Annotated in this window: 22 protein-coding genes; 4 read left to right on the forward strand and 18 right to left on the reverse strand. The window is 67.1% G+C overall.

Features of this window, described 5'->3' with window-relative positions:
* The first annotated feature begins 2 nt into the window (after positions 1-2).
* Positions 3-1,490 (forward strand): precorrin-2 C(20)-methyltransferase, encoded by a 1,488-nt coding sequence (locus L1892_RS16970; RefSeq protein WP_235724797.1) that lies wholly within the window; start codon positions 3-5, stop codon positions 1,488-1,490.
* A 125-nt stretch (positions 1,491-1,615) separates the two neighbouring features.
* On the opposite strand, the gene L1892_RS16975 is transcribed toward L1892_RS16970, so the two are convergent.
* The 4 genes from L1892_RS16975 to dprE2 are packed head-to-tail and all read right to left on the reverse strand — an operon-like array spanning position 1,616 to position 5,130.
* Positions 1,616-2,416: a cobalt-precorrin-6A reductase gene (locus L1892_RS16975; protein ID WP_235724798.1), complete on the reverse strand. Its 801-nt coding sequence runs from the start codon at positions 2,414-2,416 to the stop codon at positions 1,616-1,618.
* Complete coding sequence (locus L1892_RS16980) at positions 2,409-3,176, reverse strand: cobalt-precorrin-4/precorrin-4 C(11)-methyltransferase (protein ID WP_235724799.1); 768 nt, start codon at positions 3,174-3,176, stop codon at positions 2,409-2,411. Before L1892_RS16980 ends, L1892_RS16975 begins: the two co-directional genes overlap by 8 nt.
* Positions 3,173-4,384 (reverse strand): precorrin-6y C5,15-methyltransferase (decarboxylating) subunit CbiE, encoded by a 1,212-nt coding sequence (cbiE, locus tag L1892_RS16985; protein WP_235724801.1) that lies wholly within the window; start codon positions 4,382-4,384, stop codon positions 3,173-3,175. The genes L1892_RS16980 and cbiE overlap by 4 nt, the downstream gene beginning before the upstream one ends.
* Positions 4,363-5,130 carry a decaprenylphospho-beta-D-erythro-pentofuranosid-2-ulose 2-reductase gene (gene dprE2, locus L1892_RS16990; protein ID WP_235724802.1) on the reverse strand — a complete coding sequence of 256 codons (768 nt, stop codon included), beginning with the start codon at positions 5,128-5,130 and terminating at the stop codon, positions 4,363-4,365. Before dprE2 ends, cbiE begins: the two co-directional genes overlap by 22 nt.
* A 37-nt stretch (positions 5,131-5,167) precedes the next feature.
* On the opposite strand from dprE2, the gene L1892_RS16995 reads away from it, so the two are divergent.
* A complete protein-coding gene (locus tag L1892_RS16995) occupies positions 5,168-5,569 on the forward strand; it encodes a PPOX class F420-dependent oxidoreductase (protein ID WP_235724804.1) in 402 nt (133 codons plus the stop codon).
* A 20-nt stretch (positions 5,570-5,589) separates the two neighbouring features.
* On the opposite strand, the gene L1892_RS17000 is transcribed toward L1892_RS16995, so the two are convergent.
* Entirely contained in the window at positions 5,590-6,702 is a 1,113-nt protein-coding gene (locus tag L1892_RS17000) for a M24 family metallopeptidase (protein WP_235724805.1), read from the reverse strand.
* 95 nt (positions 6,703-6,797) lie between these two features.
* Between L1892_RS17000 and L1892_RS17005 the strand changes: the two genes are divergently transcribed.
* Positions 6,798-7,784, forward strand: a complete 987-nt coding sequence (locus tag L1892_RS17005) for a 5'-3' exonuclease (protein WP_235724883.1) — start codon at positions 6,798-6,800, stop codon at positions 7,782-7,784.
* Positions 7,785-7,866: 82 nt separating this feature from the next.
* Here L1892_RS17005 and L1892_RS17010 read toward each other — a convergent pair whose 3' ends face one another.
* The 11 genes from L1892_RS17010 to dop form a co-directional block, all read right to left on the reverse strand.
* Positions 7,867-8,781: a DUF4333 domain-containing protein gene (locus L1892_RS17010; RefSeq protein ID WP_235724806.1), complete on the reverse strand. Its 915-nt coding sequence runs from the start codon at positions 8,779-8,781 to the stop codon at positions 7,867-7,869.
* Between the two features lie 230 nt (positions 8,782-9,011).
* Positions 9,012-11,867: a DEAD/DEAH box helicase gene (locus L1892_RS17015; RefSeq protein WP_235724807.1), complete on the reverse strand. Its 2,856-nt coding sequence runs from the start codon at positions 11,865-11,867 to the stop codon at positions 9,012-9,014.
* On the reverse strand, positions 11,864-12,868 hold the full coding sequence (gene tatC / locus L1892_RS17020) for a twin-arginine translocase subunit TatC (RefSeq protein WP_235724808.1): 1,005 nt from the start codon (positions 12,866-12,868) through the stop codon (positions 11,864-11,866). The genes L1892_RS17015 and tatC overlap by 4 nt, the downstream gene beginning before the upstream one ends.
* Before the next feature lie 33 nt (positions 12,869-12,901).
* Positions 12,902-13,159, reverse strand: coding sequence for a Sec-independent protein translocase subunit TatA (tatA, locus tag L1892_RS17025; RefSeq protein WP_235724810.1), 258 nt, complete (start codon positions 13,157-13,159; stop codon positions 12,902-12,904).
* 73 nt (positions 13,160-13,232) lie between these two features.
* On the reverse strand, positions 13,233-14,192 hold the full coding sequence (locus tag L1892_RS17030) for a helix-turn-helix transcriptional regulator (protein ID WP_235724811.1): 960 nt from the start codon (positions 14,190-14,192) through the stop codon (positions 13,233-13,235).
* Entirely contained in the window at positions 14,189-15,184 is a 996-nt protein-coding gene (locus L1892_RS17035; protein ID WP_235724812.1) for a helix-turn-helix transcriptional regulator, read from the reverse strand. Before L1892_RS17035 ends, L1892_RS17030 begins: the two co-directional genes overlap by 4 nt.
* 15 nt (positions 15,185-15,199) lie before the next feature.
* The gene (gene pafA, locus L1892_RS17040) at positions 15,200-16,558 is read right to left on the reverse strand and encodes a Pup--protein ligase (RefSeq protein ID WP_235724813.1); all 1,359 of its coding nucleotides are present in this window, start codon (positions 16,556-16,558) and stop codon (positions 15,200-15,202) included.
* A gap of 91 nt (positions 16,559-16,649) precedes the next feature.
* A complete protein-coding gene (gene prcA, locus L1892_RS17045; RefSeq protein WP_235724815.1) occupies positions 16,650-17,483 on the reverse strand; it encodes a proteasome subunit alpha in 834 nt (277 codons plus the stop codon).
* Entirely contained in the window at positions 17,480-18,361 is an 882-nt protein-coding gene (gene prcB / locus L1892_RS17050) for a proteasome subunit beta (RefSeq protein ID WP_235724817.1), read from the reverse strand. Before prcB ends, prcA begins: the two co-directional genes overlap by 4 nt.
* Positions 18,358-18,549: a ubiquitin-like protein Pup gene (locus L1892_RS17055; protein WP_235724819.1), complete on the reverse strand. Its 192-nt coding sequence runs from the start codon at positions 18,547-18,549 to the stop codon at positions 18,358-18,360. Before L1892_RS17055 ends, prcB begins: the two co-directional genes overlap by 4 nt.
* A 181-nt stretch (positions 18,550-18,730) precedes the next feature.
* On the reverse strand, positions 18,731-20,233 hold the full coding sequence (gene dop, locus L1892_RS17060) for a depupylase/deamidase Dop (protein ID WP_235724820.1): 1,503 nt from the start codon (positions 20,231-20,233) through the stop codon (positions 18,731-18,733).
* A gap of 68 nt (positions 20,234-20,301) precedes the next feature.
* Between dop and glgP the strand changes: the two genes are divergently transcribed.
* Positions 20,302-22,947, forward strand: coding sequence for an alpha-glucan family phosphorylase (gene glgP / locus L1892_RS17065; RefSeq protein ID WP_235724822.1), 2,646 nt, complete (start codon positions 20,302-20,304; stop codon positions 22,945-22,947).
* A 75-nt stretch (positions 22,948-23,022) separates the two neighbouring features.
* Here glgP and arc read toward each other — a convergent pair whose 3' ends face one another.
* Complete coding sequence (gene arc / locus L1892_RS17070) at positions 23,023-24,762, reverse strand: proteasome ATPase (protein WP_372475167.1); 1,740 nt, start codon at positions 24,760-24,762, stop codon at positions 23,023-23,025.
* 303 nt (positions 24,763-25,065) lie between these two features.
* Positions 25,066-25,911: a tRNA (adenine-N1)-methyltransferase gene (locus L1892_RS17075; RefSeq protein WP_235724825.1), complete on the reverse strand. Its 846-nt coding sequence runs from the start codon at positions 25,909-25,911 to the stop codon at positions 25,066-25,068.
* Between the last annotated feature and the right edge of the window lie 4 nt (positions 25,912-25,915).

The raw sequence follows: 25,915 nt of genomic DNA on the forward strand, positions 1-25,915 counted from the left end.
CGATGAGCGGAAAACTCTGGGGCATCGGACTGGGCCCCGGCGACAGCGAACTGGTGACCGTCAAGGCCGCCCGGGTGATCGAATCCGCGGATGTCGTCGCCTATCACTGCGCACGTCACGGCAACAGCATCGCCCGCTCGGTGGCGCAGCCCTATCTGCGTGACGGGCAGCTCGAGGAACGTCTGATGTACCCGGTGACCACCGAGGGCACGGACCATCCCGGCGGCTATGACGGGGCGCTGCGCGACTTCTACACGGCCAGTGCCGAACGGCTCGCCGGCCACCTGCGGGCCGGTCGTGATGTGGTCCTCCTCGCCGAGGGGGATCCGTTGTTCTTCAGTTCGTACATGCATATGCACAAGCGGCTCGCCGGTGAGTTCGACGCGGAGATCATCCCCGGCGTGACCTCGGTCAGTGCCTCGTCGGCCGCGGTGGGCATCCCGTTGGTGGAGGGCGAGGAGACGCTGACCGTGGTGCCGGGCACGCTGGGTTCGCAGGCGCTGATCTCCCGGTTCCGCACGGCCGAGGCGATCGCGGTGATGAAGCTGGGCCGGACGTTCACGCGGGTGCGCGATGCCCTCGAGTCGGCCGGTCGGCTCGACGAGGCGTGGTACGTCGAACGTGCCTCCACCCGGGTGCAACGTGTACTTCCGGTCTCGGAGGTGAACCCTGAAGAGGTGCCGTACTTCTCGATGATCGTGGTGCCCGGGCCACGCAACAACCCACGCCACGACGAAGCCTCGGGGCGCGGTGAGGTCGTGGTGGTGGGACTCGGTCCCGGCGCCGACGAACACACCACACCGGCAGTGCAGGTGGAACTGGCGCTGGCAACCGACCTCGTCGGATACAAGACCTATCTCGCGCGGGTCACCCCGCGACCGGGCCAGCGGATTCACGCCAGCGACAACCGGGTGGAAGCCGAACGCGCGGAATTCGCGCTCGATCTCGCCGCCCGCGGCGCGCGCGTTGCCGTGGTGTCCTCGGGCGATCCCGGGGTGTTCGCGATGGCCAGCGCCGTCGCGGAGGTCGCGGCCGAGTCCCGCTGGCATGACGTGCCGGTCCGCGTCCAACCAGGTGTCACGGCCGCGAACGCGGTCGCGGCGGCGGTGGGCGCCCCGCTCGGTCATGACTACGCGGTGATCTCCCTGTCCGATCGCCTCAAACCGTGGGACATGATCGAGCATCGGCTTCGTGCTGCGGTGGGTGCCGACCTCGTGGTGGCGATCTACAACCCCGGTTCGGCCGCCCGCACCTGGCAGGTCGCTCGGCTGCGCGAGGTGCTGCGGGAAATGGTGTCCGATGACCGGGTCGTGGTACTCGGACGCGACGTCGGCGGGCCGGAGGAATCGTTGTGCACCACCACGGTCGGAGCACTCGACCCGGCGGTCGTCGACATGCGCACGTTGCTGATCATCGGGTCGCCGGCCACCACGGTGGTCAGCCGCTCCGGTGGCGATCTGACCTACACCCCACGGCGCCACGACGCCTGACCCACCTCGCCCCGCTCCTGCCTCGTCGAGTGGGTGCCGTTTTCCGTTGACTGGGCGCTGTTTTCCGTCGACTGGGTATACACGCAATTGCAGACGGCTTGTCGCCGACCGTCCGCGGAGCGGGATCATGCATTCAGGTGCGCGATCCACTCCTTGGCCGCCGCCGCAGTGTGCACCGCGGTGCCCAGAGCCGGTTCGGGTGGCCGCTGCACCATCACCACCGGCACACCGAGCTCGGCGGCCGCGGTGAGCTTCGCTCGGGTCAGATCTCCTCCGCTGTTCTTGGCGACCAGGACGTCGATCGAATTCTCGCGCAACAACGTCAGCTCGCCGCTCAGGTCGTAGGGGCCCCGCGACCGGACAATCTGATGGCGCGGCGGAAGTGGGCAGGTCGGCGGATCGACCACCCGGATGAGAAACCAGGCGTCGGCATTGTCGGCGAATACGCCCACGTCCTGACGTCCGGTGGTGAGCAAGACCCGAAGACGCCGCCCAGCCGAGTCCATCCCAGACGGGTCCACCCCCGCGAGATGGGCGACTGTGCGGTCGGCGACCGCGCGTGCGGCTTCGCCGATGTCGGCCACCTGCTCCCACCGGTCACTCTCGGATGGCTGCCATGCCGGCCGGCGCAGCCGCAGCAACGGTGTGCCCAGTTGTTCGGCAGCACCCGCCGCATGCTCGGACATGGTCCGGGCGAACGGATGCGTGGCATCGACGACGGCGGCGACGTCGTGCTCACGTAGCCATCCGACGAGGCCCTCGACTCCGCCGAACCCGCCGATCCGCACCGGCCCGACCGGAAGCCGCGGGTCACGCACCCGACCCGCCAGGGAACTCACGACCGGGATGCCGGCGGCGTGCAGGTCCGCGGCGAGCGAACGCGCCTCGGCGGTCCCGCCCAGAAGCAGGACGGGCCGGTCAGCCATCGGTGCGCAGCTTGGTCATCCGGGCTTGTGAGTAGAGGTAGCTCTCGCTGAGGCCAGGCTGCGAGTCCGGGTCGAGGATGTTGCCGACGAAGATCACCGCGGTCCGCCGGATCCCCGCGGCCGCCAGCGCATCCGGCAACTCGTCGAGCGGGCACCGCACGATCTGCTGGTCCGGGCGGCTGGCGAAGGCCACGGTGGCCGTGGGACAGTGCTTGCCGTAGTGGACAGCCAGGATATCGGCGATCTCCGTTGCACGGTGCGCGGCGAGATGCAGAGCCAGGGTGACGCCGGTTGCCGCGAGGCGGTCGAGTTCCTCCCCCGGTGGCATGTCGGTCGACAATGTCGACACCCGCGTGATGAGCAGGCTCTGGCCCACCCCTGGGACGGTGAGTTCGGCGTCGAGGGCTGCCGCGGCGGCGGCGAAAGCGGGTACGCCGGGCACGACCTCCACGGGTATCCGGTGCGCGGCGAGCGCACGTCGCTGCTCGGTCATCGCCGAATACAACGACGGGTCGCCGGAGTGTAGACGGGCGACGTCGTGACCGGCTGTGTGCGCGTCGACGATGTGGGACACGATCTGTGACAGGGGCATTCGTGCGGTGTCGATGAGGTCGGCGCCCGGTGGGCACCGGTCGAGCAGTTCGGTGGGGACCAACGAACCGGCATACAGGCAGGTCTGACACCGGCCGAGGACTTCCGCGCCGCGGACCGTGATGAGATCGGCGGCGCCGGGACCGGCGCCGATGACGTAGAGGGTCACGGGCGGTCCACCACCCACTGCACGATCGGCAGGGCGGGCCGCCAGGTGGTCATCGAGCCCAGTGCCGCGGCCGTCTCCACCATGTGGCGTCGCAGCGATCCACCATGTCGCGCATACCATTCGGTGAGCAGCGTTTGATTTTCCAGCGTCACAGCATTGGCGACGAGCCGCCCCCCGCTCGGGGCCAGTTCCCACACTGCGGTGAGCAGGTCGTCGTCGAGTCCGCCGCCGATGAAGACGGCATCGGGCTCCGGGGCGGTGGCGCAGTCCGATGGCGCGGCACCACGGACCGTGAGCCGCTCGTGCACACCGTGCCGGACGGCGTTGTCGTGAAGTCGCTGTCGGCGTTCGGCATCGATCTCGAAGGCCATCGCTCGCCCGGTCGGTTCGGCCCTGAGCCATTCGATGGCCACGCTGCCCGACCCTGAACCGATATCCCACAGCAGTTGTCGCCGACTGGGTGCGAGGGCCGAGACGGTGAGGGCGCGGATGGGTTGTTTGGTGATCTGACCGTCGTGGTCGTAGCCGTCGTCGGGTCGCCCGGGAGCCCGCGACCGGTGGGGGCCGACGCAGCCGATCGCGATGATGTTCAGGCGATCTCCGGGCGGTTCGACCCACGTGCGGGCGACGCCACGCATGACTCGCTCGTCGGGTCCGCCGAGCTGCTCCAGAACTGTCATCGATGACCAGCCGAAGCCGTTGGCGGTCAACAGTTTCGCCACCTCGTGCGGGGTGGTGTCGTCTCGGCTGAGGATGAGTAGTTCTCGATCGTCGTCGAGTTCGGCGCTCAGGGTCGCCACGTCGTGGGTGACGAGGCTGACCACCTGCACGTCGGTCAGATCCCAGCCCAGCCGTGCGCAGGCGAGCGCGGCACTCGACACCGTGGGCAGCACCCGGACACGATCGGAGCCGACAGCGCGCACGAGGGTGGTGCCCACGCCGTGAAACATCGGATCGCCGCTGGCCAGGATATGCCGCACACCGTCGTCTTCGTCGGTGATCAACCGGTTCAGGTGGGTGCTCATCGGCGATGTCCACGCCTCGGTACGCGCCGGCAGGTCGGGTAACAGGTCCAGCTGTCGGTGCGACCCGATGATGATCTCGGCGCCGGCGAGTTCGTCGCGCGCGCGGCGTCCGAGGCCCTCCCATCCGTCGGCGCCGATGCCGACCACCACAAACGTGCCGGTCACCGGGGCAGCCTCCGCCATATCGCGCGCGGCAACAGTCGCATGCCCACGAACACCGGACGCAGGATCGCCGGAATCCACACTTCCCCGCGGCCGCGCCGATAGGCGCGGGCGACGTCGACGGCCACCCGTTCGGCGTCGACCGAGAACGGTGCCGGCTTGACGCCGGCGGCCATCAAGTCCTTGGTCATCTCCCCGATGACGAAGCCCGGCCGGGCCAACAGCAGGCGGGCACCGCTGCCGTGTAGCGCATCTGCCAGCCCGCTCGCGAAGCCGTCGAGCCCCGCCTTGGTGGATCCGTACACGTAGTTGGCTCGGCGAGTACGGATTCCGGCGACCGACGAGAACACGATGAGCGTCCCGGAGGCCTGCGCTCGTAGCACCTGAGCGAGGGGGGTGAGCACGCTGATCTGCGCGAAGTAGTCGGTGTGCGCGATCTGCAGCGCGTGCGCGGTGTCGGTCTCCGCACGTGCCTGATCTCCGAGAATGCCGAACGCGATGATCGCGGCCTCGATGGGACCGTATCGGGCGGCGATCTCGCCGACGAGCTCCGGATGCGCGTCGGTGTCATCGGCGTCGAAGGCGACGGTGTGCACGGCGGCGGCGCCGGCAGCGAGCAGTTGCGCTGTCTGGGGCTCTAGATCGTCGGGGCGGCGGGCGGCGAGCACGACCTGCCGGCCGGCGCCGAGTTCGCGGGCCAGCGCCACCCCGATCTCACTGCGGCCACCGAACAAGACGATCGTCGCGGGCGTCGAAGTCGGGGCCATGGCTGTCAGTATCGCATCGCCCGCTAGCGTTGCAGCCATGACCCGCTCCGCTGCAGACCTGGGAATCGCCGCCACCGAGTTCCTCGCCGAACGTCACCTCGCGACGTTGGCGACGCTGCGCGCCGACGGTTCACCGCATGTGGTGGCGGTGGGGTTCACCTGGGACGGCGAGCACGGGCTGGCGCGCGTCATCACCTCCGACGGCAACCAGAAGGTGCGCAACGTCGAACGCACCCGCCGGGTCGCGGTGACCAACATCGAAGGGCCGCGCTGGCTGACGTTGGAGGGCGAGGCGGTGGTTCGACGCGAGCCGGATCGCGTTCGGGAGGCCGAGCGACGCTATGCCGAGCGCTATCGCGAGCCGAAGCCCAATCCGCGCCGCGTGGTCATCGAGATCACGGTGACGAAGGTGCTGGGCTCCTCGCGGATGTTCGCGTGATGTGACCGCTTTCGCGAGCCTCACAGCACCTGGAGGTCGTGCGGCCGGGTGTTCATCGGTTCGCAGCCGTCCTCGGTCACCACGACGATGTCCTCGATGCGCGCTCCCCAGCGTCCGTCGAAGTAGATTCCCGGCTCCACGCTGAACGCCATCCCGGCCCGCAGTTCGATGTCGTTGCCGCGCACGATGTACGGCTCCTCGTGCACCGACAACCCGATCCCGTGGCCAGTCCGGTGAATGAAGGCGTCGCCGAGACCGTGGTCGCGCAGATGGTCACGGGCAACGGCATCGATCGCCTCGGCGGTGACGCCGGGCCGCACCGCCTCGACAGCCTTGCGCTGGGCCTCCTGAAGCGCCGCATACGCATCCGCCACATCGGCGGCGGGTGCGCGGAAACAGTAGGTGCGGGTGGAGTCCGAGTTGTAGCCCGGGTCGACCGGTCCGCCGATGTCGATGACCACGATGTCGTCACCCTCGATCACCCGGTCGGAGAACTCGTGGTGCGGATCTGCGCCATGCGGCCCCGAACCGACGATGATGAACGCCGCCTCGCTGTGCCCCTCGTCGAGGATCGCGGCGCGGATGTCGTCGGCCACGGCGCGTTCGGTGCGCCCGGGAATGAGCCACTCCCCCATGCGGGCGTGCACCCGGTCGATGGCTGCGCCCGCGTGTCGCAACGCGTCGATCTCGCTGGTGTCCTTGGTCATTCGCAGCTCTCGCAGCACGTCAGTGGCCAGGGCGGGTATGGCACCGGTGCGAGCGGCGATCGGCACGACATGCAATGCCGGCATGGTGTCGCAGACCGCGACGCGGGCGGCTGCGGGCAGTCCCGCCAGAGCCATCGCATAGGGGTCCTCGCCGTCGACCCAGGCTGCCATCTCGATGTTGAGGTCGGCCAGCGCCGAATCCCGCACCGATGCCAACTCGAGTCGCGCGACGACGAGTCGCGGGTCCGCATCGGCCGGCACCACCAGTGCGGTGAGGCGTTCGAAGGTGTCGGCGCGCGAACCGGTGAGGTAGCGCAGATCCGGTCCGGTGGACACGACCAGCGCATCGAGACCGGCGGCCCGGGTGAGGGTGCGGGCGCGATCGAGCCGGTGTCGGTACACATCCGAAGCAAAGCGGTAGGCCATGGGCGCAGCCTACCGGCGCCGGTCGGTGTCACGTCACGCATGCCGGGCCACGGCGCATCCGACCATGACAGAGTTGGAGTATGTCTGGATCTCTGATGCTGCTCGACGGCGCGAGTCTGTGGTTCCGGTCCTACTTCGCCCTGCCGGAGAAGATGACGTCACCCGATGGCAGGCCGGTGAACGCCGTCCGCGGATTCGTGGACACCATCGCCGCGCTGGTCACGCGGGAGCAACCCACACGGCTCGTGGTGTGTCTGGATCTGGATTGGCGTCCGGCGTTCCGGACCGACCTGATCCCGTCCTACAAGGCGCACCGGGTCGCCGAGGAGGCGCCGCCCACCGCGGATGCAACCGAAGGCGGGCCCACCGGTGAGCGAACCGTCGACATCGAAGAGGTCCCAGACACCCTCACACCGCAGGTCGACATGATTCTCGACGTACTGCGCTGCGCCGGCATCGCGACCTCGGGGGCGCTCGGTTGTGAGGCCGACGATGTGATCGGCACCCTCGCCTACGACGAGTCGGTGGATCCGGTGGTCGTGGTCAGCGGTGACCGCGACCTGTTGCAGGTGGTCGCCGACGACCCGGTCGCGGTTCGGGTGCTCTACGTGGGACGCGGTCTGTCGAAGGCGGAGATGATGGGCCCCGTCGAGGTGGCCGAGAAATACTCCCTGCCCGTCGATCGGGCGGGTATGGCCTATGCCGAGATGTCGATGCTGCGCGGAGACCCGTCCGATGGGCTCCCGGGGGTCAGCGGGATCGGCGAGAAGACCGCAGCAAAGCTCATCACGGAGTTCGGTTCGCTCGATGCGCTGGAGGCCGCGGTCGGCGACTCGACGTCGTCGTTGACGCCACGAAATCGCAAGGCGTTGACGGCCGCGACGGAGTATCTCCGAGCCGCCCGGACCGTGGTCCTGGTGCGGACCGACGCGGAGACCATCGACAGCGGTGCCGACAGCCTGCCCACCGAACCGGCCGACGCGAACGGACTGGCCGATCTCGTCGACGAACTCGGCATCGGCGCCTCGGTGTCGAGGTTGGCCAAGGCACTCGGGTGGCCGACCACGCCGCGTGCGACATGAAGGCGAACAGTGCCCGGCGTGAAGATCTCGCCGAACCCCACCGGGGGCCGACGGATCGTACCGTCGGCCATGTGGATTCCGTTCAGTTCGTGGGCCGCGACACCTCGTATGTCCCGTCATCGTCGAGGAATGTGACCGTGACGGTCTGCTCCTGCCCGCCGACCGTCGCGGTGCAGTCGAAGGAACTGCCCTCCTCGACGAGCTGACCCGACGGACACGAGACGGCAGATACGTCGCTGGCCTGATAGTCCTCGGTCAACACCTGTCGGACGCCGTCCTGGACGGCGTCCTGCGAGATCGTCTTGGGAGCCCAGCCGGGGATCACGAAAGCCGTGAACAACAGGATCGCGGCGATGAGCACCACGGCGCCAACGCCGATGAGCAGGACGGTGCGCCGGCCGTGCTTGGCGCGCGGAGTGGCCATGGCACTGAACTGATCCCCCCCGAACTGGCCGCCGGCCTGGGTCGGCTGTTCGGCGGTGGTCGGGTACCCCGCATGGCCGCCGGGCTGCACGGTTCCAGCCTGGGGTGCGCCATACTGCGGGCTCTCGTACTGGGGTGCGCCATACTGCGAGCCCCCGTACTGCGGTGCGGCATACTGCGAGCCCCCGTACTGGGGTGCGCCGTACTGCGGGCTGCCGTACTGTGGTGCGCCATACTGCGAGCCCCCGTACTGCGGACCCCCGTATTGCGGAGCGGCATACTGCGGACCCCCATACTGCGGGCCGCCGGGCTGCTCACTTCCGTACTGGGGAGCACCGTATTGACCCGGAGGTGCGGTCTGGCCGCCTGCCCCGTAGGGGGGGTATGTCCCGGGGGCTCCTGAGGCGTCCTGCGCCGGGGCGTCGTGGCCACCAGGGGTGTTCGCTGCGCCCGGTGCCGGTGCCGGTGCCGTGGGGCCGTCTGGCGCAGCCGAGGCGGTGGCGTCATCGGACACCGGACCGTGGGGGTCCGACGTCTGTAGGTCCGGTCGACTCGGATCGCTCGGCTCGCTCATGTTCGATCTCCCGCTCCGCCCGCGACAAGGGCACCGCAACGCCAGGACACCGGTCCGCCGAAGCGGGCCGCAACCGTGTTCCCGCAGCACTGTTCCCGCAGCTCACCGGATCCGCGCCGGAACGGTCCGCCCCGCTTCACGACCGCGACGTGAACGTTACCCCACTCCGGGGGCGGGATCAGTGAACTGGCCCGCCATGTGCGCGGCGTGCGACGTCGAAGACCCCGAACTCAGCCCAGCTCGGCTGCCACGACGCCGCGACGGATGCCGGCAACCGCGGCTCGCGCCGAATCGGCGAGCCGGGTGCCGGGTCCGACGCAGAGCCGGATCTGCTCCAACAGATCGACGACCTGCCGATTCCATCGCACGAAGTCTCCCGGTGACAACAGTTGGCCGCGCTCACCAGCCGCCGCCAACGATTCGGTCAGCGTGCGACCCGACGCCCACAATGAGACCGCGACAGAGAATCCGGTGTCGGGTTCGCGCGTCGCATCGACCCGATGACGTGATTCCAGCGCCGTCAGCGCCCGCCAGATGTCGACCGTGTCGGCGAGCGCACGGCGCAAAGCCGCATTGCCGGGCATCGCGTCGGCACCTGCGAAGCTCTCCCGCCGTGCCTCGAACACCATCGCGGCGACCACGGCCGCGAGTTCGTGCGGGGCCAAGCGATCCCACACCCCGGCCCGGATGCATTCGACGACCAGCAGGTCACTCTCGCTGTAGATTCTGCTGAGCAATTCGCCGGATGCGGTGACGGTCACCTGCTCGGTGCCGGACCGGTCGGATGCGATCTCGATGTAGCCGAGTTCAGCCAGCACGGCAACGATGCGGTCGAACTGCACACCGAGGGTCGAGGTCCGCTCGGTGATGACCCGTTCGGCAGACACGATCTCACGGACCACCCGGTTGCGTCGTTCGGCGAGCCGAAAGAGGTCATCGGACCCGTCGAGACGGTGCGCCGGATGTGCCCGCAGCGTCGATCGAAGCCGGCCGAGTTCGCGGTCGTCGGCAGCCGCAGCACGTTTCTTGGATCGACCGCGCGGCATCTCGATCCCGGTGGAGCGCAGCGCCGACGCCAGATCGCGGCGGCCCCGCCCCGTGCGACGGTCGACGTGTTTGGGTAGCCGCATGTTCCCCAGGACCTGGGGCGGATTGACGAAATCGCGGCTGCCGACTCGCCCACACCAGGCGTCTTGCGCAAGGACGAGCGGTTTGGGATCCACCGATTGGGCAGCCGGTTCGAGGACGACTGCGATACCTCGGTGCCGCCCGCCGTGCAGGCCGATCACATGCCCCCGTTTGAGCGCGGCGAGATCGGCGACCGTCGACTGATTGTGCGCGGCCCGCCGCTCGAACTTGAGATCTCGTTCGCGGCGTCGGATGTCCTCGCGCAGTTGCACATACCCGAGAAACCCGCCGTAGGGTTGCGCGTCCGCCGCGTCGGCCTCATCGAAATCCTCGTCGTTGCCCGAAGGGTCTTCTGCGAGTGCGCCACCGGGCTCGAGGCCGCGGTCCTCGGCGGCCCGGATCAATTCCAGATCCAGTTTGCGCAGTCGCCGCTGCGCGTCATCGACCTTGCGGGCCTGCCCCACCACCGAACGATCGGCCTGGAACTGGGCGAACGATCGGTTCAGCAGTTCACGCGATCCGGCGAGTCCCAGACGACCCAACAGGTTGACGGCCATGTTGTACTCGGGTTGGAACGAACTGCGCAACGGGAACGTCCGCGCGCCGGCGAGGCCGGCGACCTGATCCGGAACCGTTTCCGCCGTCCACACCACGACGGCATGTCCCTCGATGTCGATCCCGCGGCGACCGGCGCGCCCGGTCAGTTGGGTGAACTCGCCGGGAGTCAGGTCGACGTGCGCCTCGCCGTTGAACTTCACCAGCCGTTCGAGGACCACCGTGCGGGCCGGCATGTTGATGCCCAGCGCGAGCGTTTCGGTGGCGAAGACCATCTTGACCAAGCCGTGCACAAAGAGTTCTTCGACCGCATGCCGAAAGGTCGGAAGCAGTCCGGCGTGGTGCGCGGCGAAACCGCGCCGCAGTCCGGCACGCCATTCCTCGACGCCGAGTATCTCCTCGTCGGTGGGCGACAGTTCTTCTAGGTGACGATCGACGACGGCGTCCACCGTCTGCGCCTCATCGGGGGTCAACAGGTGAATGCCCGACCGCAGGCACTGAGTCAACGCGGCGTCGCAACCCACCCGCGAGAAGATGAACCCGATGGCCGGCAGCAGCCCTTCGCGATCGAGCCTGGACACCAGGTCCGGTCGCGACGGCCCGCGCGCACCACCGCGCCGGTGGCCGCGCGGGCCGCCACCGCGGCGGCCACCACCCCGGGACCGTCCGTCGGAGTCGTCGGCAAGCAGCATCCGATGCCGGATGTAGCGCTTCAGTTCCGGATTGACCTCCCGCCGGGCCGGCCTCTTTGCAGCCGACCGGGTGACGGACGGGTGAGCTGGCTCGAACAGGTCGAACATCCGGGTGCCAACCAGCATGTGTTGTGAGAGCGGCACCGGGCGATGTTCGTCGACGATGACCGTGGTGTCGCCGCGCACCGCCTGAATCCAGTCGCCGAACTCCTCGGCATTGCTCACGGTGGCCGACAGGCTCACCACGCGGACCGACGGATCCAGATGCAGGATCACCTCCTCCCACACCGCGCCACGGAATCGGTCGGCCAGAAAGTGCACCTCGTCCATCACGACGTAGGACAGCCCGTCCAGCGCCCGCGAGTTCGCGTAGATCATGTTCCGCACGACCTCGGTGGTCATCACCACGACCGGCGCATGCGGATTGATCGAGTTGTCGCCGGTGAGCAGGCCCACGGAGTCCGAACCGTATACCGCCACCAGATCGGCGTACTTCTGATTGGACAGCGCCTTGATGGGCGTCGTGTAAAAACACTTCGTGCCCGAGGTGAGCGCAAGATGGACGGCGAACTCGCCGACGATGGTCTTGCCGGCGCCGGTCGGGGCGCACACCAATACGCCGTGCCCGGCCTCGAGCGCCACGCATGCACGCTGCTGAAAATCGTCGAGGGCGAACGCCAACCGCCCACTGAACTCGTCGAGTCGAGTCACAGGATGTCGTCGAAGGTGTCGCGTTCACGGACGGAGGTGCGCGCCGACGGGGCCTGTGCGTTCTTCGATGCGCCGTGACCGGTCGGTGATGTGGTGGTGCGGTCGAGTCGCGACGCCATCGGCGATGGTCCGGTGGCGGGCAACGGGCTGGCCTGATCGTCGGGGATCGCCGCCCAATCGGGTGTGGAGCGTTTGCGGCGCCGGTCGTTGAACCGGGCGAATTGGATGGCCAGTTCCATCAGCACCGTCAGCGCCAACGCCAGTGCCAGCATGGTGAACGGATCCTGACCTGGCGTGACGATGGCGCAGAACACGAAGAGTGCGAAGATCAGACCACGCCGCCAGCTCTTGAGCTTCTCGTAGGTGAGGACACCGATGATGTTCAACGCCACGATCAGCAACGGCAGTTCGAAGCTGACACCGAAGATGATCAGCAAGTGCAGCATGAAGTTGAAGTACTGGTCGCCGGCCAGCGCGGTGACCTGCACGTCGTTGCCGACCGTGAGCAGGAAATGGAACGCCTTGGCGACCACCAGATAAGCGAGCACCGCACCGCCGACGAACAGCACGGCCGCGCTCGAGACGAAGCCGACCGCGTACCGCCGCTCATTCGAGTGCAGACCTGGGGTGATGAACTGCCACAGCTGGTAGAGCCAGACCGGACACGCGAACACCACTCCGGCGGTGAGCGCAACCTTGAGCCGCAGCATGAACTGGTCGAACGGCCCTGTGGCCAGCAGGCGGCACGAGTCGTCTTCGGTCAGTACTGCCCGCGACTCCGGCGGCAGATCGCAGTAGGGCCCGCGGAGCAGGTCGCCCAGCGACGGGATACCGAGGAAGCCGTGGGTGTACCAGACGAACCCGAAGATGGTTGTCACGACGATCGCAATCGCCGAGATGACCACTCGGGTCCGCAGTTCGTAGAGATGTTCGACCAACGACATCGTGCCGTCGGGATTGACCTTGCGCTTACGGCGCCTCGGGTCCAGAGAAATGCGCACGCGGGGGCCTGGCCTCAGGTCGACGACAGATGATCAGGCAGATTTCTTGACATCGTCGGTCGAGGTCGGCGCCGACGTGGGCGACGCTTCACCGGGCGGCAGTTCACGTTTGGCGGACTCGCCCGCATCTGCGGAGTCCTTGCCGTCGTTCTGCATTTCCTTGACCTCGCTCTTGAAGATCCGCAGCGACTGGCCCAGTCCCCGAGCTGCGTCGGGAAGCTTCTTGGAGCCGAACAGGATCACCACGACGAGCAGGACGATCACCCAGTGCCACCAGGACAGAGCACCCATATTCTCCACCTCCGAATTCCGACGTTGCCAATGCTACCCGAGCCACCCCGACGGCAGCGCCCAGCGGGCGCCCCTAGGTATACCGTGCTCGGGCCGCGGCCGCTGAGGAGATGACCGAATCGGCGATCGCCGAGTCGGAGATCACGCGCACCCGGCCACCGAAGCCGAGTAGGAACCGGGTCAACCACTCCGGCGACCCGTACACCAGCCGGGCACGTACAGGTGCCTGCGGGTCCACCCGCGTCTCGAGCGATTCCAACGGCTCGATGAGGTAGTAGTCCAGAACCCACAGTTCGCCCGGGTCGATCTCGATCTGCACCGAGGGCAGGTCGGGATTCTCCGACAACACCGCGCGTTGGGGGTGGGCCTTCGCTTCCTCCGGAGGTGACGCCGGTTCGTCGAGCTTCTCGGCCTCGTCGACCCGGTCGAAACGGAACAGGCGCACACCCTCACTCATCCGGCACCACGCCTCGAGATAGGTGTGATTGTCCATCGTCTGCAGCCCGATCGGGTCGACGATGCGATCACTGACGCTGTCCCGGGTGGCCGAGTAGTACCGGATCCGCAGGGCCCGCCGCGCCGTCACGGCTTCCCGGATGCTCGCAAATGTCGGGTTGTCGGAGTCTGTGGATCCCGCAGGCATGCGCACCGCGGTGTCCGACGAACCGACGGCGGCCTCGATCTTGGCGATGGCGCGTCGCGCGGCCTCCTGGTCGACCGCGCCCGGCAGATCGAGAAGCGCTTGCAGCGCGACCAGCATGGTGCTGGCCTCCGCGCTCGTCAGGCGCAGCGGCCGATCCATCCCGGCGGTGAAGATCACGTCGACGAAGCCGTGCTCGAACTGCAGGTCGATCAGCTGGTGTGGGAAGTAGCCCGGCAACCCACAGACGAACAGCAACTCGAGGTCTTTGGTGAGTTGCGTCTGCGAGATACCCAGGTCGCGAGCGGCCTGATCCAGTGCGATCCCGTCGCGGGTCGCGAAGTAGGGCACCAACGCGAGCAGGCGGCTCAGTCGGTCCGGTCGTGGTGTCATCGGCTGGTCACCCCGCTCAGCTGGTCGAGCGCACCGATCACGTTGTCACGCAACTCCGGCGGCGACAGGACCACGGCGTCGGCCCCGGCGCCGAGCACCATCCGGGCCAGCGTGGTCAGCGACCGGATCTCGATGGTGACCACATCTCCCGGCTCGCCGTCGAGTGACTCGGACTCGATGCGCGTCGCGATCCGACGCAGTCCGGCGGCTCGGTCGTGGGCCAGCCAGATGCGCGCGGTGCCGGTGTCGGCGCCCGCCGCGGAGTCGACGGCGGTCGCCACGATCTGCTGGATGTCGGTTCCGTCCGGAACCACGACCTCCCCGTGCGTCCCCGTCGGTGTCACCTCCGAGATCCGGGACAGCCGAAAGGTACGGGTGTCCTGCCGGTCACGGTCGTGGCCGGTGACATACCACCGCCCGCGATGGGTGACGATGCCCCACGGTTCCAGCGTGCGGCGGGTCGTCGATGCCGCAGCGCCGGGACGGTAATCGAAGGTGACCGCCGTGGCAGCGTCGATCGCGGCGAGCAACGCTGCCAGTGCGGCCTCCGACCCGACCGTCTTGGGCGAGAGACTGGCGGAAACCACCAGTTCATCGTCTGCGCGGACATCGAGCCCGGCGGCGCGCAGCTTGAGGACCGCGTTCTGCGCGGTCGCAGCGATCTCCGGGGCCTCCCACAGCGCCGCCGCCATCGCCACCACCGCTGCCTCGGCGCGGTCGAGTTCGATGTCGGGCAATTCGTAGACGTCGCGGTTGATGCGATAGCCCTCGGCGTTGCCCGACATCCGGTCCCGGCCGGTGATCAGCGGTATCCCGAGATCCCGGAGCTGGTTCTTGTCCCGCTCGAACATCCGGTTGAACGCCTCGTCGGACTGGCCATCGTCGTTGTAACCGGCGACATGTCGGCGGATGTAGTCGGCGGTCAGGAACTGGCGTGTCGACAGCAGGCAGATCACCAGATTGAGCAGGCGCTCGACTTTCTGCGTTGCCACCCCGCCAGCTTACGATCACATGGACGCGATCAGCCGATCGACTCGCTCATCGACACTGCGGAATGGGTCCTTGCACAGGACGGTGCGCTGTGCCTGGTCGTTGAGTTTCAGATGGACCCAGTCCACGGTGAAATCCCGCCCGGCCTTCTGCGCCGCGGAGATGAAGTCGCCGCGCAGTTTGGCACGGGTGGTCTGAGGCGGTTCGTTGACCGCGGTCTTGATCGCCTCGTCGGTGGTCGCGCGCGCGATCAGGCCTTTGCGCAGCATCACGTCGAACACGCCCCGACCACGCTTGATGTCGTGGAAGGCCAGATCGAGTTGGGCGATCTTCGGGTCCGAGAGATCCATCGAGTAGCGGTCCTGGTACCGCTGGAACAGCTTGCGTTTGATCACCCAGTCGACCTCGGTGTCCACCGTGGAGAAGTCGCCGCTCTCCACCGCGTCGAGCATCCGCCCCCACAGGTCGACGACTTGATCCATCTCCGGGTCCGGGCGACGGTTGGCCATGTGTTCGACCGCACGCGCGTGGTACTCGCGCTGGATGTCCAAGGCGCTGGCCTGTCGGCCACCGGCCAGTCGCACGGGCCGACGCCCGGTCGGATCGTGGCTGACCTCGCGGATGGCGCGGATCGGGTTGTCGAGGGCGAAGTCACGAAACACCACGCCGGCCTCGATCATCTCCAGCACCAGCGCCGCCGAGCCGACCTTGAGCAGGGTCGTCATCTCCGACATGTTGGAGTCGCCGACGATGACGTGCAGACGCCGATACTTCTCGGCATCGGCATGCGGTTCGTCGCGCGTGTTGATGATGGGCCGCGAGCGGGTGGTCGCCGACGACACTCCTTCCCAGATGTGCTCGGCACGCTGCGACAGGCAGAACGTGGCCGCCTTGGGGGTCTGCAGGACCTTTCCGGCGCCGCAGATCAGCTGCCGGGTCACCAGGAACGGCAGCAAGACGTCGGAGATCCGGGAGAACTCGCCAGCGCGCACCACCAGATAGTTCTCGTGGCAGCCATAGGAATTGCCCGCCGAATCGGTGTTGTTCTTGAACAGGTAGATGTCACCGCCGATCCCCTCATCGGCGAGCCGCTGCTCGGCGTCGACGAGCAGATCCTCGAGGACGAGTTCCCCGGCTCGATCATGGTTGATCAGCTGGATGAGACTGTCACACTCGGCGGTCGCGTACTCGGGATGCGAACCGACATCGAGGTAGAGCCGCGCGCCGTTCTGCAGGAAGACGTTGGACGATCGACCCCACGAGACGACCCGCCGAAACAGATACCGGGCGACCTCGTCCGGGCTCAGTCGGCGATGGCCATGGAAGGTACACGTGACACCGAATTCGGTCTCGATACCCATGATTCGACGCTGCACAGGTCAACCCTACCCGCGAACAACGCCACAGACCCGGCGACGCGACGGGTGCTCGCGTGGCCGGGTCTGCGGTGATGTGCCGGTATTCGACTCAGGTATCCGGATTCGACGATGTGTCACCATCGGCAGCGGACGTGCCGTCTGACCCCGAGCCATCCGATTCGTTCGACGGTGACGCTGATGTCGTGGCGGACGGCATCAGCTCGGCCACGGCCGCTGCGCTGAGTCGGCGGAATGCGCGGCGGGGCCGATTGCGATCGAGAATCGCGACCTCGAGGTCGGTGGCGGCGAGTTCGCGCGGAGTCGACGGTGCCGACGTGGACGATCCGGTCGAGGATCCATTGGTGTCCGGTGGGGTCGTCAGTGCAGCCACCGCCAGCGCGAGCGCCGCCGGCAGGTCCAGATCGGGTGCGTAACTCTCGCGCAGTGCGGCCGTGATCGCCTCGTTCGCACCGCCCATCACCAGAAAACGCGTCTCGTCGGCGATGGACCCGTCGTAGGAGATGCGATACAGCTGTGACGGCCGCGGCTTGCCGTACTTGGCCACCTCCGCCACGCACAGTTCGACCTCATAGGGCTTGGCCTGTTCGGTGAACACCGAGCCGAGTGCGTTGGCATAGGTGTTGGCCAACGACAGTGCCGTGACATCGGCGCGGTCGTAGCTGTATCCGCGCATGTCGGCGAGCTGGATGCCGGCCTTGCGCAGGCTCTCGAACTCGTTGTACTTGCCGACTGCGGCGAAACCGATCCGATCGTAGATCTCGCTGGTCTTGCGCAGAGTGTTCGACGGATTCTCGGCCACGAACAGCACGCCGTCGGCATAGGTCAGGGCGATGACGCTGCGGCCCCGGGCGATGCCTTTACGCGCCAGCTCCGACCGATCGCGCATGATCTGTTCGGCACTGGCGTAATACGGGAACGTCATCGCGAGCCCCCTTCATGCTCTGCGGCACGCCGTTCGATGATGACGCGGGCCGCCGCCTCGATCTCGGCGGTGTCCACCTCTCGCGCGCCCTCGGCGGTCACGACGACTGCCATCGGGAAGATCTTGCGCACCAGGTCCGGACCACCGGTGGCCGAGTCGTCGTCGGCGGCGTCGTATAGCGACTCGATGGCGATCGCCAGCGCCGAACCGGTGTCGAGGTCGGGCCGGTAGAGCTTCTTCAGCGACGACTTCGCGAATACCGATCCAGAGCCGATGGCCTGATAGCCTCCGAACTCCTCGTGCCGGTCACCGGCGACGTCGAAGGAGAAGATCCGGCCACGCTCGGTGGGGTCGTCGTGGTCGATGTCGTACCCCACCAACAGCGGAATGGCGGCCAGGCCCTGCATCGCGGCGCCGAGGTTGCCCCGCACCATCGATGCCAGCCGACTGACCTTTCCGTCCAGGGTCAGCGGGACGCCCTCGATCTTCTCGTAGTGTTCGAGTTCGACCGCGAACAACCGCACCATCTCGATCGCGATTCCCGCGGTGCCCGCGATACCGCACGCCGAGTACTCGTCGGTGATGTAGACCTTCTTCACATCGCGGGTGGCGATGAGGTTGCCCGCGGTGGCACGACGATCGCCGGCGAGCACCACGCCGCCGGGATAGGACACCGCGACGATGGTTGTGCCATGCGGGATCTCATCTGTGGCGTGCGCGCTCATACCGTCCCACCGATGCTGCGGCAACTGCTCGGGCGCATGGTTGCGCAGGTAGTCGGTGAACGACGAGATGTCGGCACCCAACGACGATGTGGTGGCCGGGATGGGTCGTGCGGGTGAGTTGTGGGTGTGCAGTGAACCGAACCGATCGCTCACTGGCCGCCCTTCTGTACGTAGGCACGTACGAAGTCCTCGGCGTTCTCCTCGAGCACGTCGTCGATCTCGTCGAGCAGGTCGTCGGTGTCCTCGGCGAGCTTCTCGCGGCGTTCCTGACCGGCGCTGCCGTCCGAGCCGACGTCACCGTCGTCGCCGCCGCCATCACGCCTGGTCTGTTCCTGCGCCATCTGCTGCCTCCTTCATCTCGCCGGACACACAAACTGCGAATCCGGCCCGATCCACCCTGACGGGCGCCGATCCGGCTATGGGTCACCGGATCTGAAAAACCGCGTATTTCACACACTACCGGTGTGCGAGCCGCCGCGGGTGGAAGCGACCGGCCGCGCTGCGGGCAGTCGCTGGGCCCGGTCAGGTGGTGGTCAACTGATCGACGAGTTCGGCCGCCGAGTCCACCGAGTCGAGCAACCTGCCGACGTGTGCCCGGCTGCCGCGCAACGGTTCGAGGGTGGGAATACGCACCAGCGAGTCGCCGCCCAGATCGAAGATGACCGAATCCCAGCTCGCCGCGGCGACGTCGGCACCGAAGCGGCGCAGACACTCGCCGCGAAAATAGGCACGGGTGTTCTGCGGTGGTTCGCTGATGGCGCGGGTGACATCGCTCTCGTCCACCAACCGCTTCATCGATCCGCGCGCGACGAGCCGGTTGTAGAGGCCCTTGTCGAGCCGCACGTCGGAGTACTGCAGGTCGATCAGGTGCAGACGTGGCGCGGACCACCCGAGGCCTTCACGCTGCCGGAAGCCCTCCAGCAACCGCAGCTTGGCGGGCCAGTCCAGGATGTCGGCACATTCCATCGGGTCGCGCTCGAGCCGATCGAGGACGTCGGCCCAGGTCTCCAACACGTGGGCGGCCCGGGTGTCGTCGCTGTGCTCGGACTCGTGGAACTTCATACAACGCTCGAGGTACTCGCGCTGCAGGGCAAGCGCGGTGAGCTCTCGGCCGTCGGTGAGTGCGACGGTCGCGGCGAGGCTCGGGTCGTGGGAGATGGTGTGCACCGCCTGTACCGGCCGCGCGAGTTCGATGTCGGAGAAGTCGACGCCGGCCTCGATGAGGTCGAGGACGAGTGCGGTGGTTCCCACCTTCAGGTAGGTCGCGGTCTCTGCGAGGTTCGCATCACCGATGATGACGTGCAGCCGACGGTAGCGTTCGGGATCGGCGTGCGGTTCGTCGCGGGTGTTGATGATCCCGCGCTTGAGGGTGGTCTCCAGGCCGACCTCGACCTCGATGTAGTCCGACCGTTGCGACAACTGATAGCCCGCCTCATCGCCGGATTGTCCGATGCCGACGCGGCCGGCTCCGCAGATGATCTGCCGGGAGGCGAAGAATGTCGTCAGTCCGGCGATGACGGCGGTAAACGGCGTCTCCCGGTTCATCAGATAATTCTCGTGGGTCCCGTAGGATGCGCCCTTGCCGTCGATGTTGTTCTTGTAGAGCTGTAGGCGTGGCGCACCCGGCACACTCGCCACATGGCGTGCGGCCGCCTCCATGACCCGCTCACCGGCCTTGTCCCAGATCACCGCATCCATCGGATCGGTCACCTCTGGTGCCGAGTACTCCGGGTGAGCGTGGTCGACGTAGAGCCGTGCGCCGTTGGTGAGGATCATGTTCGCCGCGCCGATCTCGTCGGCGTCGATGATCGGCGCCGGTCCGCTGCCGCGACCGAGGTCGAACCCGCGGGCATCACGCAGCGGCGACTCCACCTCGTAATCCCATCGGGTGCGCTTGGCGCGGGGCACGCCCGCGGCCGCGGCATAGGCCAGCACGGCCTGGGTGGACGTCATGATCGGGTTCGCGGTCGGGTCCCCGGGCGCGGAGATCCCGTACTCGACCTCGGTGCCGATGATTCGCTGCATGCTACGAGCCTAGATGTTCATCTGTGAGCGGTCGCAGCGTCGTCCTGCTCTGGGTAGCGTCTACTGGGGTGAAAGCCTTCCGCCGGTTCACCGTTCGGGTGCCGCTGCCCACCGAACTCACCCACCTCACCGTGCTGGCGCACAATCTGCGCTGGGTGTGGCATGCACCCACCCAGGATCTGTTCGCCACCATCGACCCAGCATTGTGGGACGCCACCGGCGACCCGCTGCGACTACTCGCAGATGTCGAGCCGGAGCGATTCGCCGCGCTCGCCGCCGACCCCGCCTTCCGGGAACGCCTGACCGCCGTCCGCAACGATCTCGAGAGCTATCTGGCCGGGTCGCGATGGTTCGGCGACACCACCGACGAACTGGGCTCGGCGCACCTGGCCGCGACCGGGATCGCCTACTTCTCGATGGAGTTCGGCATCTCCGAGGTACTACCGATCTACTCCGGCGGCCTCGGCATCCTCGCCGGCGATCACCTCAAAGCAGCCTCGGACCTGGGTTTACCGCTGACCGGGGTCGGTCTGTTCTATCGCTCCGGGTACTTCCACCAGAGTCTGTCCCATGACGGCTGGCAGGTCGAACGGTATCCGGTCAACGATCCGACCTCACTGCCATTGGAGCTGCTCACCGATGCCGGTGAGACCGTGATAGTGACGATCTCAATGCCGGGTGGCCGGCAGTTGTCCGCCCGGATCTGGGTCGCCACCGTGGGCCGGATCCCGCTGCTGTTGCTCGACTCCGACCTACCGGACAACGACGAGGAACTGCGCGGCATCACCGACCGCCTCTACGGTGGCGATCAGGACCATCGGATCAAGCAGGAGATCCTGCTCGGCATCGGTGGTGTTCGGGCCGTGCGGGAGTATGTCCGCGTCACCGGTCGGGCCGAGCCGGCCGTGTTCCACATGAACGAGGGCCATGCGGGCTTTTTGGGTGTGGAGCGCATCCGCGAAATGGTCGGCCGCCCCGGGACCGAAGCGCTGGACTTCGACACCGCCGAGGCGGTGGTGCGGGCGTCGAACGTCTTCACCACCCACACCCCGGTGCCCGCCGGAATCGACCGCTTCCCACGCGACATGGTGCGCTACTACCTCGATGCCGACGACGCGGGGATGTCGCGGCTGCTGCCCGGCCTGCCGGTCGCCACCGTCCTCGATCTGGGCGACGAGGCCGACCCCGGTGTGTTCAACATGGCGCACATGGGTTTTCGACTCGGCCAACGCAGCAATGGTGTGTCTCGGTTGCACGGTGCGGTCAGTCGCGAGATGTTCGCCGACCTGTGGCCGGGATTCGACGCGGACGAGGTGCCGATCGGCTCGGTCACCAACGGTGTGCACGGACCGACCTGGACGGCGCGGACATGGCTCGATCTGGCGGTCGACGACGAGGCCGGGCAGGCCGCGGCCATCGCGGCGATGTCGCCCGAGAACATCTGGCAGGTGCGATCGGAGTTGCGCACGCGTCTGGTCGAGGAGGTCCGACGCCGCGCCCACGACAGCGCCCGAGGCCGCGGATTCACCGAGGCCGAACTCGGGTGGACGGCCGAACTCTTCGACACCGACGCACTCACGATCGGTTTCGCTCGGCGCGCGGCCACCTACAAACGCCTGACGCTGATGTTGCGTGATCCCGAGCGTATGCGCCGCATCCTGACCGATCCGCAGCGTCCGGTCCAGCTCGTCATCGCGGGAAAGGCACACCCGGCCGACGACGGCGGCAAGGCACTGATCCAGCAGGTCGTGCGGTTCACCGAGGATCCCGAATTGCGCACGCACATCGTTTTCCTGCCGGACTACGACATTTCGATGGCCCGCGACATCTACGCCGGTTGCGACGTGTGGCTCAACAATCCGGTGCGTCCGATGGAGGCGTGCGGAACATCCGGCATGAAATCGGCGATGAACGGCGGGTTGAACCTGTCGATCCTCGACGGCTGGTGGGATGAGATGGCCGACGGGGAGAACGGCTGGGCGATTCCGTCGGCCGAGGGTGTTGCCGACGATCACCGTCGCGACGACCTGGAGGCCGAGGCCCTCTACACACTGCTCGAGGAGACGGTCATCCCGCTGTTCTACAACCGCTCGGCGAGTGGGGTGCCCGAACGATGGGTCCAGATGGTGCGTCACACGCTCACCCGGCTGGGCCCGCAGGTGCAGGCCGGACGGATGGTCCGGGACTACACCGCCGCACTCTATGTGCCGGCCGCCGACCAACTCGCATCCATCTGCGCCGATGACTTCGCACCGGCCCGCGATCTCGCCGAATATCGCCACCAACTCGAGCGCTCGTGGCCTGCGGTGCAGATCGCCGGCATCGACGAATCCGGTGCGGGGGACTCGCTCGACGCCGACGGCCCGCAACGGGTCAACCTCACCTTCACCGCACACGTCGCGCTGGGCGAGTTGAGTCCGCAGCGGGTGTGTGTGCAGGCACTGGTCGGACGGGTCGACGGCAACGGCGAGATCATCGACCCCGAGGTGGTGGAGATGTCACCGACATCGGAGACCGATCCCTCCGGCCGGACGCTGTTCCGGGCCACCGTGGTGCCCACGCGTTCTGGTCGCCACGGCTATACCGCACGGGTTCTCCCGCGCCACCCGCAGCTTTCCGACGATGCCGAACTTGGGTTGGTGCGCTATCCGGTGGGCACGGCCGAGGACGTGGGTCCGGGGAGCGGCTCCGGCTCGCTGCCCGAGCCTGCTTGACCCGCCTACGGACCTCAGAGGTCGGGGCGGTCACACCAGTGGTGCGACCGCCCCGATTTCTGAGGAGCCCGTGACCTACAGGTATTGCCCGGTGTTGGTCTCGGTGTCGATGGCGCGGCTGGCACCCGCGCTCTTGCCGGTGACCAAGGTACGGATGTAGACGATCCGCTCCCCCTTCTTGCCCGAGATCCGTGCCCAATCGTCGGGGTTGGTGGTGTTCGGCAGATCCTCGTTCTCGGCGAACTCGTCGAGGATCGAATCGAACAGGTGCTGCACCCGTAGACCCGGCGCACCGGTGTCGAGCTGCGACTTGATCGCGTACTTCTTGGACCGGTCGACGACATTCTGGATCATCGCACCGGAGTTGAAGTCCTTGAAGTACATGATCTCCTTGTCGCCGTTGGCGTAGGTGACCTCCAAGAACCGATTGTCGTCGCTTTCGGCGTACATCCGCTCGACGACCTTCTCGATCATCGCGTTGACGCATGCCGTCCGGTCGCCGCCGAACTCGTTGAGGTCGTCAGCGTGCACCGGCAATTGCTCGGTGAGGTACTTCGAGAAGATGTCCATCGCCGATTCCGCGTCGGGACGTTCGATCTTGATCTTCACGTCGAGACGGCCCGGACGCAGGATGGCCGGGTCGATCATGTCCTCACGGTTGGACGCACCGATCACGATGACGTTCTCGAGTCCCTCGACGCCGTCGATCTCGCTGAGCAGCTGCGGGACGACGGTTGTCTCCACGTCGGACGACACACCCGAACCGCGGGTACGGAAAATCGAGTCCATCTCGTCGAAGAACACGATCACCGGGGTGCCCTCAGACGCCTTCTCCCGCGCACGCTGGAAGATCAGGCGGATGTGTCGCTCGGTCTCACCGACGAACTTGTTGAGCAGCTCGGGGCCCTTGATGTTGAGGAAGTAGGACTTTGCCTCCTTGGCGTCGTCGCCGCGCACCTGTGCGATCTTTTTTGCCAGCGAGTTGGCCACCGCCTTGGCGATGAGCGTCTTGCCGCATCCGGGCGGACCGTAGAGCAGGACACCCTTGGGAGGACGCAGCGCGTAGTCGCGGAACAGGTCCTTGTGCAGGAACGGGAGCTCCACGGCGTCGCGGATCTGCTCGATTTGACGGCCAAGGCCGCCGATGTCCTCGTAGCCGACGTCGGGCACCTCTTCGAGCACGAGGTCCTCGACCTCAGCCTTGGGTACCCGTTCGAAGGCGAACCCGGCCTTGGTGTCGATGAGCAGAGAATCACCGGGTCGCAACGTGCGTTTCTTGCCGTCCTCGCCGTCGACCTCGCCGAGGAGGGGTTCGGCCAGCCATACCACTCGTTCTTCGTCGGCATGTCCGACCACGAGCGCGCGGCGGCCGTCGCCGAGGACCTCGCGCAGCGTGCTGATCTCGCCGACGGAGTCGAACTCGCAGGCCTCGACGATCGTCAAGGCCTCGTTGAGACGAAGAGTCTGACCCTTGTGCAGGGTCTCGACCTCGATGTTCGGTGAACACGTCAGGCGCATCTTGCGGCCGGAGGTGAACACGTCGACGGTACTGTCGGGATAGATCTCGAGGAGTACGCCGTACCCGCTCGGCGGCTGGCCGAGCCGGTCTACCTCTTCGCGCAGCGCGACCAACTGCTGGCGCGCCTCCTTGAGCGTGTCGAGCAGTTTCGCATTCCGGGTGGTCAGGTTATCGACCCGCTCCTGGAGTTCGGTCACATCAGCAGGGCGGCCGGTGCCGGGGCGTGCGCCGCCGCGCAGCGATTCCGGACGGGCCAGAGGGGCCGTGTAGGCAGGGACGAAGTTATCCTCGGGCATCTGGCCGGTGCCGTCCTGTTCGGGTCCGTGGTCTCGCGCACCCGAGAACCCGAGGTGGTCGGCGCCGCTGGCGCCCTGGCGGTCAGATTCGGTCATTGCTGACTCCTCTCCCCGGCAAACACTTCTCTCATGGTGTCTTCATGGAGTGTTTGCGCCGTAACCCCACGCTACCGGTGTGAACCGGAAATCGCCCTGCACCGCGCAACACTCGGTGTTGACGACGTGTTAAATCTACGTCTTCGCAACGTATTCGCGACGTTTCGCCGAGTCTTCCGGCAGGGTCGGATCAGCGGCGAGATGTCGTCATCCGCGCGTGGGACGACGTTGTGGACGCAGGGTCGTGACGCCGTCGGCGAGGCGGCGCGTGGTGATCAGAAATGCCGTGTGGCCCTGCATTTTGTGTTCCGGCCGCACGGCGAGACCCACTGCGCTCCAGTCCCGGACCATCGATTCCCAGGCTCGCGGCTCGGTCCAACACTCCTGGTCACGCAGTGCTTCCATCACGCGGGACAACTGTGTGACAGTCGCCACATAAATCACCACGACCCCGCCTGGTTTTATCGCCCGACGCACCACGTCCAGGGGTTCCCAGGGCGCCAGCATGTCGAGGATCACGCGGTCGAATCGCTGGTCGGGGGCCACTGCATCGGCGTCCAACGTGGCCAGGTCGTCGATCACGATCTCCCAGTTGCCGGGCCGGCCACCGAAGAAGGTCTCGACATTGCGGATCGCGTGTTCGGCGTGGTCTGCGCGTATCTCGTAGGACGTGACCGTGCCCCGATCTCCGACCGCTCTCAGCAGCGAGCACGTCAGCGCACCGGAGCCGGCGCCTGCTTCGAGGACGCGGGCGCCCGGGAAGATGTCGCCTTCGGTGACGATCTGAGCGGCGTCCTTCGGATAGATGACCTGCGCCCCTCGCGGCATCGACAGCACGTAGTCCACCAGCAGCGGCCGCAGCGCCAGATACTGCGTGCCGCTGGTGGCTGCGACGATGCTGCCCTCGGGCGCTCCGATCAGATCGTCGTGGGCGATGGCTCCCCGATGGGTGTGGAAGAGCTTGCCCTCCTCCAGGTGAACGGTGAACTTGCGACCTTTGGCGTCGGTCAATTGCACGCGGTCACCCACGGCGAAGGGGCCGGTCGTCGGCATCGGG

The organism is Gordonia tangerina (assembly GCF_021556435.1).
GTDB classification, from domain to species: Bacteria; Actinomycetota; Actinomycetes; order Mycobacteriales; family Mycobacteriaceae; genus Gordonia; species Gordonia tangerina.

What these genes read in the sequence shown, in the direction of transcription:
- tatA (WP_235724810.1), bottom strand. Translation starts at nt 13,159, where the DNA reads ATGGGTGCTCTGTCCTGGTGGCACTGGGTGATCGTCCTGCTCGTCGTG.
- prcA (WP_235724815.1), bottom strand. Translation starts at nt 17,483, where the DNA reads ATGACGTTCCCGTATTACGCCAGTGCCGAACAGATCATGCGCGATCGG.
- dprE2 (WP_235724802.1), bottom strand. Translation starts at nt 5,130, where the DNA reads ATGGCCCCGACTTCGACGCCCGCGACGATCGTCTTGTTCGGTGGCCGC.
- L1892_RS16975 (WP_235724798.1), bottom strand. Translation starts at nt 2,416, where the DNA reads ATGGCTGACCGGCCCGTCCTGCTTCTGGGCGGGACCGCCGAGGCGCGT.
- L1892_RS17010 (WP_235724806.1), bottom strand. Translation starts at nt 8,781, where the DNA reads ATGAGCGAGCCGAGCGATCCGAGTCGACCGGACCTACAGACGTCGGAC.
- L1892_RS17030 (WP_235724811.1), bottom strand. Translation starts at nt 14,192, where the DNA reads ATGACACCACGACCGGACCGACTGAGCCGCCTGCTCGCGTTGGTGCCC.
- cbiE (WP_235724801.1), bottom strand. Translation starts at nt 4,384, where the DNA reads ATGGCGGAGGCTGCCCCGGTGACCGGCACGTTTGTGGTGGTCGGCATC.
- L1892_RS17055 (WP_235724819.1), bottom strand. Translation starts at nt 18,549, where the DNA reads ATGGCGCAGGAACAGACCAGGCGTGATGGCGGCGGCGACGACGGTGAC.
- dop (WP_235724820.1), bottom strand. Translation starts at nt 20,233, where the DNA reads ATGCAGCGAATCATCGGCACCGAGGTCGAGTACGGGATCTCCGCGCCC.
- L1892_RS17000 (WP_235724805.1), bottom strand. Translation starts at nt 6,702, where the DNA reads ATGGCCTACCGCTTTGCTTCGGATGTGTACCGACACCGGCTCGATCGC.
- L1892_RS17005 (WP_235724883.1), top strand. Translation starts at nt 6,798, where the DNA reads ATGCTGCTCGACGGCGCGAGTCTGTGGTTCCGGTCCTACTTCGCCCTG.
- L1892_RS16970 (WP_235724797.1), top strand. Translation starts at nt 3, where the DNA reads ATGAGCGGAAAACTCTGGGGCATCGGACTGGGCCCCGGCGACAGCGAA.
- L1892_RS17075 (WP_235724825.1), bottom strand. Translation starts at nt 25,911, where the DNA reads ATGCCGACGACCGGCCCCTTCGCCGTGGGTGACCGCGTGCAATTGACC.
- arc (WP_372475167.1), bottom strand. Translation starts at nt 24,762, where the DNA reads ATGCCCGAGGATAACTTCGTCCCTGCCTACACGGCCCCTCTGGCCCGT.
- L1892_RS16995 (WP_235724804.1), top strand. Translation starts at nt 5,168, where the DNA reads ATGACCCGCTCCGCTGCAGACCTGGGAATCGCCGCCACCGAGTTCCTC.